Annotated in this window: 10 protein-coding genes; 8 read left to right on the forward strand and 2 right to left on the reverse strand. The window is 56.5% G+C overall.

The window, feature by feature from the left end:
- Positions 1 to 191: 191 nt before the first annotated feature.
- Positions 192 to 1,172, reverse strand: a complete 981-nt coding sequence (locus DW089_RS10870) for a 2-hydroxyacid dehydrogenase (RefSeq protein ID WP_233547603.1) — start codon at positions 1,170 to 1,172, stop codon at positions 192 to 194.
- 125 nt (positions 1,173 to 1,297) lie between these two features.
- Complete coding sequence (locus tag DW089_RS10875; RefSeq protein WP_233547604.1) at positions 1,298 to 1,684, reverse strand: helix-turn-helix domain-containing protein; 387 nt, start codon at positions 1,682 to 1,684, stop codon at positions 1,298 to 1,300.
- 148 nt (positions 1,685 to 1,832) lie between these two features.
- Between DW089_RS10875 and DW089_RS10880 the strand changes: the two genes are divergently transcribed.
- The 8 genes from DW089_RS10880 (at position 1,833) to DW089_RS10915 (ending at position 8,241) form a co-directional block, all read left to right on the forward strand.
- A complete protein-coding gene (locus DW089_RS10880) occupies positions 1,833 to 2,393 on the forward strand; it encodes a flavodoxin family protein (RefSeq protein ID WP_118287272.1) in 561 nt (186 codons plus the stop codon).
- Between the two features lie 11 nt (positions 2,394 to 2,404).
- Positions 2,405 to 3,055 carry a flavodoxin family protein gene (locus DW089_RS10885; RefSeq protein WP_118287273.1) on the forward strand — a complete coding sequence of 217 codons (651 nt, stop codon included), beginning with the start codon at positions 2,405 to 2,407 and terminating at the stop codon, positions 3,053 to 3,055.
- 192 nt (positions 3,056 to 3,247) lie between these two features.
- Entirely contained in the window at positions 3,248 to 4,411 is a 1,164-nt protein-coding gene (gene cytX, locus DW089_RS10890; RefSeq protein ID WP_118287274.1) for a putative hydroxymethylpyrimidine transporter CytX, read from the forward strand.
- A gap of 109 nt (positions 4,412 to 4,520) precedes the next feature.
- Positions 4,521 to 5,009, forward strand: coding sequence for a prolyl-tRNA synthetase associated domain-containing protein (locus tag DW089_RS10895; protein WP_118287275.1), 489 nt, complete (start codon positions 4,521 to 4,523; stop codon positions 5,007 to 5,009).
- Positions 5,010 to 5,021: 12 nt separating this feature from the next.
- On the forward strand, positions 5,022 to 5,822 hold the full coding sequence (locus DW089_RS10900) for an MBL fold metallo-hydrolase (protein WP_118287276.1): 801 nt from the start codon (positions 5,022 to 5,024) through the stop codon (positions 5,820 to 5,822).
- A gap of 26 nt (positions 5,823 to 5,848) precedes the next feature.
- A complete protein-coding gene (locus tag DW089_RS10905) occupies positions 5,849 to 6,379 on the forward strand; it encodes a flavodoxin family protein (protein ID WP_118287277.1) in 531 nt (176 codons plus the stop codon).
- Between the two features lie 23 nt (positions 6,380 to 6,402).
- Entirely contained in the window at positions 6,403 to 7,392 is a 990-nt protein-coding gene (locus DW089_RS10910) for a macro domain-containing protein (protein WP_118287278.1), read from the forward strand.
- A gap of 117 nt (positions 7,393 to 7,509) precedes the next feature.
- Positions 7,510 to 8,241, forward strand: coding sequence for a VWA domain-containing protein (locus DW089_RS10915; protein ID WP_199614914.1), 732 nt, complete (start codon positions 7,510 to 7,512; stop codon positions 8,239 to 8,241).
- Positions 8,242 to 8,554 lie beyond the last annotated feature (313 nt).

Below are 8,554 nucleotides of genomic sequence, written 5' to 3' on the forward strand. Positions count from 1 at the left end.
AGAAGGTGGTAAAAAAAGTCCGTGCAGACGGTAAACTTACACCGATTTATGCATCGGGGTCACATGAACACTGTTATTATAGAATGTTCATATAACGGCTGTCAATGACCGTTTGTGAAAGAGGGTTCCACGGTCCCAGGAATTTCCCGGAGACCAGGTGGAACCCTCTCAATTTTTTGCTGCCCAGCAGGTCAGCCTACCACGTTAATGGGGCTGCCGGCCAGGAACTGGTGGATGTCCTGGGCTATGATGGAGACCAGGCGCTGGCGGGTTTCCAGCCCTTTCCAGCCCATATGGGGCGTAAGAATCACGTTGGGCAGGGTGTACAGGGGATTATTCTCTGCCGGCGGTTCCTGCTCCTGAACGTCTAGTCCGGCCCCGGCAATTTGGTGGTTTTCCAGGGCTTCAATCAGGGTGGGTTCGTCAATCAGGGCACCCCGGGAGGTATTGATCAGGAATGCACTGGGTTTCATCAGAGCCAGGGTTTCCCGGTTCAGCAAATGCCGGGTGGAAGGGGTCAGGGGGCAGTGCAGGGATACATAGTCGCTTTTTTGCAGCAGTTCCTTTAGCCCCACATACTGGATGCCGTCCCCGTCTTCCCGGGGCGTCCGGGTATGGACCAAGATGTGCATTTCCAGGGCCTGGGCGATTTTGATGACCTGTTTCCCAATATGGCCGGCGCCAATGATGCCCAGGGTTTTGCCGTTGACTTCCGTATGGGGCACCAACAGGTGCTGGGTGAAGTTCCGGTGATCTCCCTTGGCCAGCATGGCCAGCTGGACCTGCATGGTGGAAGCCAGGTTTAACAGCAGCATAATGGCCGTATGGGCCACCCGCTGGGAGCTGTAGGCGGGGATGTTGCACACCGTAATGCCCTGCTTTTTGGCGGCTGCCAGGTCAATATTGTTGTAGCCGGTGCCTGCTTCCACAAGCAGCTGCACGCTGCGTGGAAACTGCTCCAGCAGGGCTGCCGGCACGGGCAGTTCTTTGGTGACCACTACCTGGGCGCCCTGGATCCGCTGCAGCAGTTTTTCAGGGGTGCTGCTGGGATAGACAGCCACAGAATCCGACAACACCGAAAAATCCAGTTTTCCGTCAAAATTCATTTTTTCTGCGTTTACCACAACCACTTGAGGCATAGTATCACCACTTTCTTTTACTGTTACTTCCATTATAGCATGGAGCCGCAAGGCGGTCCGTCTCCCCTGGGCTTCGGGGCTGTTGGCCCCTGGCTGCACAAGTGCACAAAACCCCTGCCCGGCATGTTTTGCCTGACAGGGGTTTTGGCCGCTATAGACTAATCTTTTTGGGCAGCCACGTACTTTTGGGCCCAGACCCCAATGCTGTCCAGCACCGGCTGGAATTCCCGGCCAATGGGGGTCAGGGAGTATTCCACCTTGGGAGGAATTTGGGCGTATTCCTTGCGCACAATGAGCCCCTCCGTTTCCAACTGCTTTAGCTGGGTGGACAGGGTGGCGTGGTTGATTTTCTGGAGCTTCCGCTGAAGCTCGTTGAATCGCACCGGCCCGGTGCTTAGCAGGTACAGAATGGCAATGGCCCATTTCCCCTGGAGCAGCCGCTGGGCGACCATACAGGGGCAGGTGGCCTTTTCTTCCGGGGGCGTTTCCAGGCTTCTCTCCGGTTCAGACATGGTTTCCACTTCCTTTCCAGTATGTTTTGCCATACTGGGTATTTTTGAAAATCGTACTTGTACAGGCTTTTTACACGCTATAAAATAAACCTACGCTAAAAATTATCCTATGGTAATTTTCTAACTGAAGAATACCATAGGTCTGCCCGAATTGCAAGGCAGAACAAAAGGAGCGAGAAGAATGTCCCAGATTTTAATCTTAAACGGCGGGCCCCGGCAAAACGGCAATACCGCAGAACTGCTCCGGGCCTTTAGGGAAGGAGCCGAGAAAGAGGGGAACACCGTCCAGGAGTTTGACCTGCAAAGCCTTCCGCTGCACGGCTGCCTCAGCTGCGGACAGTGCGGGAAAAACGGCCGGCCCTGCATCCAACAGGACGCTATGGAGGAAATCTATCCGGCCTTCCAAAAGGCAGAGGTCATTGTCCTGGCCTCCCCGGTGTACTTTGCTTTTGTGACCGGCCCCCTTCTGACGGCTGTCAACCGGCTGTTTGCCCTGTGGCAGACCCTGCCGCCAGAACAGCTCCAAAGCAAACAGTCCGTGCTGCTGCTCACCGCCAATCAGCCTGGTTGGTGTCCGGACCCGGTGAACTGGTATCACCGGCTGTTTACCCAGGCTATGGGCTGGAAGGATTTGGGAGTGGTCTACGGTCACGGGAGCCTGTACGGCAAAGGCAAGGTGGAGGACCCGGAAAGCACTGCTGCCGCCCGGAAAATTGGAGAAGCCATTGGCTCAAGGTGTTAGGAGGAGAAAGCATGAAAAAAATTATTTTGCTGAACGCCAGTCCCAGAAAAAACGGCAATACGGCCCTGCTGCTGCAGGCTGCCCAACAAGGGGCCCAGGAGGCCGGCGCGGAAACGGAACTGATCAACCTGTTTGACCTGAAGTTTACCGGCTGCCGCAGCTGTCTGGCCTGCAAGCGGGTGGGAGCCCAGCGCTGCAAATGCTATTGGAAGGACGACCTGTCCCCGCTGCTGGACCGGATTTTCCAGGCAGACGGGCTGTTTATTGGTTCTCCGATTTATCTCAGCGAACCTACCGCCCAGTTCCGGGCCCTGTGGGAGCGGCTGATTTTCTGCTGTCTGTCCTACGACAAGCCTATGGAAAGCTACTTTACCGGGAAGCTGCCTTTGGGGCTCATCTACACCATGAATGCTCCGGAAGCCTATTACAACCAGCATTACCAAGCCCGCTTCCAGGAGCTGGCCGATATGCATACCCTGGTCCTCCATGGCGCCGTCACCACCCTGGCTTCCTGCGAAACCCTCCAGGTTCCTGAGTACAAGCGGTACAGCATGGGCGTCTTTGACGAGGCCCAGCGGAAGGAACGCCGGGAGACCGTATTCCCCAAGGAACTGGAAGCTGCCCGCCAGCTGGGCCGCCAAATGGTCCAGGAAAACCCCTGAGCCCTGCTGCCAAATGCTTTTCTCCCTAGCTGGGGGGAAGGGGAGCAGCCTCAATTTTTCCCTTTTTCTCAGGAATTGTTGACCTTTCCTGCTGCCTTTCTTGCCTAATCCCTTGTCCTGTACTATACTTTTAGGCAAGTGTGCCGCAGGCAGCGCTTTTGTCTGCGGCGGGAAAATGGGGGAATTGTACATATGGATTCAGTGAAAACATCAGTTACAGCAAACGCCCTGCTGTGGTTCGGGGCGGGGATTTCCATTGCCGAGATTCTGACGGGGATGCTGCTGGCACCCCTGGGCTTTGCCAAGGGGCTGCTGGCCATCCTGGTGGGCCACGTGATTGGCGGGCTTGTGATGTTTGGGGCCGGGCTCATCGGCGGCCGGACCGGGCGCAGTGCCATGGAAACGGTAGAAATTTCCTTTGGGCACCAGGGCGCCAAGCTGTTTGCCGGCCTGAACGTGATTCAGCTCATTGGCTGGACGGCCGTGATGATTGCCAGTGCGGCTGCTGCCGGCAATACCCTGGCGGGTCTGGGGCTCTCGGCCTGGAGCCTGATTATCGGTGCCTTCATCGCCCTGTGGATTATCCTGGGGCTGAAGACCCTGGGGAAGGTGAACGAGGTAGTCATTGCTGCCCTGTTCCTGCTGACCCTGGTGCTCAGCGGCGTCATCTTTATGGGCAGCGGGGTGCCCCAGGCTGCCGGGGAGCTGACCCTGGGCGCAGCCATTGAACTTACGGTGGCCATGCCCCTGTCCTGGCTGCCGGTCATCTCCGACTACACCCGGGATGCCGCAAAGCCCTTTAAGGCTACGGCGGCCAGCTGCCTGGCCTACTTTGCTGCCAGCACCTGGATGTTCATCATCGGTATGGGTGCCGCCCTGTACACCGGCCAGGATGACATTGCCAAAATCCTGCTCCAGGCCGGACTGGGCGTCGTGGGCATTCTGATTGTGCTGCTGTCCACGGTGACCACCACCTTCCTGGACGCCTTCTCCGCCGGGGTCAGCGGCAAGAGCCTGCTGCCCGGAATTTCGGAAAAGGTCCTGGCCCTGATTGCCTGCGCCGGGGGGATTGCCATTGCCATCGCCGTGGATGCCAGCAGCTTTGAAGATTTCCTGTACTTCATCGGCTCGGTGTTTGCGCCCATGACTGCTATCCTGCTGTCCGATTACTTTATCCTGAAGCAGGACCACAGCAGCCAAGCCGTCAACTGGCTGAACCTGGTGCTGTGGCTGGCCGGCTTCGCCTTGTACCGGGAGCTCTTGGACGTGCAGACTCCGGTGGGAATTACCTTCCCGGTGATTGTGCTGGTGATGCTGGCCAGTGCGGTGATTCACAAAGTTCTGCCCCACAAATAAAAAATGAGGACTTCCTGCTGCGGCGGGAAGTCCCTTTTTCTTTTCCTTGGGGGTTTTTCTGCCTTGGAGCCGTGGTACAATAGAAAAAACTGCGATTGGGAGGTACCCTATGGATAAAAAAGAAACCTTGGCCTACCTGACGGCCCAGGGGATTCCCTACGAACTCACGGAACACAAGGCCGTCTACAATATGGAAGAACTGGGGGACGTGGCGCTGCCCTACCCGGAATGGGACGCCAAGAACCTGTTTGTCCGGGACGATAAAAAACGGAATTATTACCTGCTTACCGTCCGGGGAAACAAGCGGGTGGACCTGAAGGCCTTTGGCCAGGCAAACGGCACCCGGCGGCTGTCCTTTGCCTCGCCGGAAGACCTGAAGACCTATTTGGAACTGGAACCTGGATCCGTAACGCCACTGGGGCTTTTAAACGACCGGGAGCACCGGGTGACTCTGTTTTTGGACGCAGAATTTCAGCATCAGAAAATCGGCGTGCACCCCAACGACAATACGGCCACTTTGTGGCTGGCGGCGGACGCTTTAATGGCGCTGCTGGAAAAATTGGGCAAGCAGGTGCACTGGGTAAAAATAGGAGAATAGGGGGAATCTGCAATGAAGCTGATTATGCTGGGCACGGGGAATGCCCTGGTGACGGAATGCTACAATACCTGTTTTCTGCTGGATGACGGGGGAAAACTGTTCCTGGTGGACGGCGGCGGGGGCAACACCATTTTGCACCAGCTGAAACATGCCGGGTACAACTGGCAGGACATCAAGGAAATTTTTGTGACCCATCAGCATGTGGACCATTTGCTGGGGGTGCTTTGGATGGTGCGGATGATCTGCCATTTTATGAACGACGGAAAGTACCAGGGGGAGGTGAACGTCTACGGGCACCGGGAAGTGCTGGACCTGCTCCGGGACATGGCGGTGAAGCTGCTCCTAAACAAATATACCCGGTTTTTGGATGACCGGGTGCATTTCATTCCGGTGGCAGATGGAGAGCAGCGCAGGATTAACGACCGTCAGGTGACTTTCTTTGACATTGGCTCCACCAAGACCAAGCAGTTTGGTTTCCGGCTGGAACTGGACGGGGAAAAGAGCCTGGTGTGCTGCGGGGACGAGCCCTATACGGAACGGGAGGAGCCCTACGCCCGGGGCTGCACCTGGCTGCTCCACGAGGCGTTCTGCCTGGAAGAGGAAGCGGCGGTGTTCCATCCCTACGAAAAGCACCATTCCACGGTAAAGCATGCCTGCCAGGCGGCGGAAAAGCTGGGGGTCCAAAACGTGCTGCTGTACCATACGGAGGACAACCAGCTGGAGCGGCGCAAGGAGCTGTACACCCAGGAAGGGAAAAAGTTCTTTTCCGGCAGGGTATACGTGCCGGAGGACCTGGAAGTTCTTGAGCTTTGAGGAAGGCAACTGAAAGGAGACAAAGCATGAAGGTGCTGATGATTAATGGCAGTCCCCGGCCTCAGGGCAATTCGGAACTGCTGTGTCAGGAATTTTGCCGGGGTGCCGAAGCAGCGGGGCACCAGGTGGAAGAAATCGCCCTGCGGGACAAGGTGATCTACCCCTGCAAGGCTTGCTACGCCTGTTTTCGCACTGGCCGCTGCGTCCAAAAGGACGCTATGGCAGAAATTCTGGAGAAAACCCAGGGGGCGCAGGTGCTGGTGTGGGCAACCCCTACGTATTTTCTCACCCTGAGCGGCCAGTTGAAGGTGATGATTGACCGGCTGCTGCCCAAATGGCAGGACCTGGGCGGGAAGGAAGCCTACGTGATTGTTACCGGCCACGACGGAAAGGCCGGCCTGCGCAGGGCTGGGGAAGACCTGGAAGCCATTTTGGCGGAGCTGGGCAGCCCAGTACGGAAAATCATCTGGGGTGAACACGCCTGGCAGCCCGGTGAGGTGCTGGGCACTCCGGCTATGAAGGAAGCCTATGCGGCCGGCAGCCAGGTTGGAAAATAGCGGAAAGCAAGGAGGAGGAGAAAATGCCTCTGTTATTTGTACAGCAGGATATTACCCAAATGGCGGTGGACGCCATTGTCAACGCTGCCAATCCCCAGCTCCAGATGGGGTCCGGGGTTTGCGGTGCCATCTTTCGGGCGGCGGGGCCCCAAAAGCTCCAGGCGGCCTGTGACCAGAAGGCCCCCATCAGGACTGGCGAAGCGGCCCTTACCCCGGGCTTTGCCCTGCCGGCCAGGTACGTGATTCACGCCGCAGGGCCCGTGTACAACCCCCGGCATCCGGAAGAAAGTGAGCGGCTGCTTCGGTCGGCGTATACCAGCGCGCTGCGGCTGGCGGCGGAAAACCACTGTGCCAGCGTGGCCTTTCCCCTGATTTCCGGGGGCATCTTTGGCTATCCCAAGGACCAGGCCCTGAGTGTGGCAGTTTCCGCCATCCAGTCCTTCCTGGAAACCCAGGAGCTGGACGTGTATCTGGCTTTTCCGGATAAACGGGCCTTTGTGGTGGAGAAAGACCTGCTGGCTGAACTGGACCAGTATTTGACCCGCCGCGGGGACGAAAGCGTGGCAGAAGCGGCGATTTGCGCCCAGAAAATCAGTTTGCCGCCCAAGAGCTATTGTGAGAACGTGAAACTGGCGCCCCAGGACCTGGACGACCTGCTGGGCCACCTGGATGAACCCTTTAACGTGACGCTTTTGCGGCTGATTGATGCCAAGGGGCTGACCGATGCCCAGGTGTACCATCGGGCCAACCTGGACCGGCGGCTGTTTTCCAAAATCCGCACGGGGAAGGGCTATAGCCCTACCAAACGGACCATTCTGGCCCTGGCCATTGCCCTGGAGCTGAACCTAGACGAAACCGATGATCTTTTGGCCCGGGCCGGCTATGCCCTGTCCCCCAGCCAAAAATTCGATGTGATTGTCCAGTACTTTATCCTGAAGGGCCAGTACGACATCTACGCCATCAACGAAGTCCTGTTCCATTATGACCAGCCCCTATTAGGGGGTGCGGCATAGTTGTCGCCTGGCAAGCGACCAAAAGCCCTCCCATTGGGAGTATTCTAAAGACAACAAGGAGGTACCCAAGCGGGTACCCTGGAAAAAGCTATTAGAACCCAAAAGGAGGGCTTTAGAATGAAAAAGAATTTAACGGAACTGGTATTTATTTTGGACCGCAGCGGCTCCATGGCAGGCCTTGAATCGGACACCCTGGGAGGCTACAATTCCTTCCTAAAAAAGCAAAAAGCCGTGGAGGGGGAATGCGTGCTTACCACCGTGCTCTTTGATGATCAGTACGAACTGCTCCACGACCGGATCAATATCCAGGCGGTAGCGCCCCTGACGGAAAAGGACTACTACGTGCGGGGCTGCACGGCGCTGCTAGATGCCCTGGGCAAAACCATTCAGAAAATCAAACAGGTCCAGGCCAATACGGCGGAGGATTACCGGGCGGAGAAAGTGCTGTTTGTGATTATCACCGATGGGTACGAAAATTCCAGCCGGGAGTACACCACGGAGAAAGTCAAAGCCCTGATTGAGGCCCAGAAAGCCAAGGGCTGGGAGTTCATCTTCCTGGGGGCCAATATGGACGCGGTGGAAACGGCCAGCCAGTTTGGCATTGGTGCCGACCGGGCGGTGGACTATCTGGCGGACGAAGCCGGTACGGAACTGAACTTTAGGGCCATGAGTGAGGCCGTCAGCGAGTTCCGCGCAGTAGGCAAAGTGCCGGAGGATGCCCTTGAATCCATCCGGCTGGATGCTGCCCAGCGTTCCGGAAAGCCAAAGAAAAGCGCCAAGAAAAGTTCCAGGAAAACCAAAAAAACTATAATGCCGGACGACCCTAAATTGTTCTCTATCGATCAATAAACCGTTTTCCAAGCTTTTAGTGGGCTCCCTTACCCAGCACCAGCTCCCCTGCCAGCCATTGCAGCGGGGGCTGGCGTTTTTTGTGGGGGAAGCGCCGGGCAAGGCATGTCCAAGCTGGGACCAGAGTATCTCTAGGACGGTATTTTCTTCCATACCAAGTTCCCCAAAAGTGAGTACTGGCTCTTTTCCTACAAAAAGAGTATTATATCTTTTGTAAGCGAAAGGAGTACATTTCAATGACTGATTATCTGAGTAAGCAATACCGTAAAATAAAATCATACAAAACAGGGTAAGACAAATTCCCAATGATTTC

Origin of the sequence: Acidaminococcus sp. AM05-11, from assembly GCF_003472805.1 — a bacterium.
Classification (GTDB): Bacteria; Bacillota; Negativicutes; order Acidaminococcales; family Acidaminococcaceae; genus Acidaminococcus; species Acidaminococcus hominis.

Excerpts from the sequence above, each read along its gene's own strand:
- DW089_RS10870 (WP_233547603.1), bottom strand. The coding sequence starts at position 1,172 with ATGGAAGTAACAGTAAAAGAAAGTGGTGATACTATGCCTCAAGTGGTT.
- DW089_RS10875 (WP_233547604.1), bottom strand. The coding sequence starts at position 1,684 with ATGGCAAAACATACTGGAAAGGAAGTGGAAACCATGTCTGAACCGGAG.
- DW089_RS10880 (WP_118287272.1), top strand. The coding sequence starts at position 1,833 with ATGTCCCAGATTTTAATCTTAAACGGCGGGCCCCGGCAAAACGGCAAT.
- DW089_RS10885 (WP_118287273.1), top strand. The coding sequence starts at position 2,405 with ATGAAAAAAATTATTTTGCTGAACGCCAGTCCCAGAAAAAACGGCAAT.
- cytX (WP_118287274.1), top strand. The coding sequence starts at position 3,248 with ATGGATTCAGTGAAAACATCAGTTACAGCAAACGCCCTGCTGTGGTTC.
- DW089_RS10895 (WP_118287275.1), top strand. The coding sequence starts at position 4,521 with ATGGATAAAAAAGAAACCTTGGCCTACCTGACGGCCCAGGGGATTCCC.
- DW089_RS10900 (WP_118287276.1), top strand. The coding sequence starts at position 5,022 with ATGAAGCTGATTATGCTGGGCACGGGGAATGCCCTGGTGACGGAATGC.
- DW089_RS10905 (WP_118287277.1), top strand. The coding sequence starts at position 5,849 with ATGAAGGTGCTGATGATTAATGGCAGTCCCCGGCCTCAGGGCAATTCG.
- DW089_RS10910 (WP_118287278.1), top strand. The coding sequence starts at position 6,403 with ATGCCTCTGTTATTTGTACAGCAGGATATTACCCAAATGGCGGTGGAC.
- DW089_RS10915 (WP_199614914.1), top strand. The coding sequence starts at position 7,510 with ATGAAAAAGAATTTAACGGAACTGGTATTTATTTTGGACCGCAGCGGC.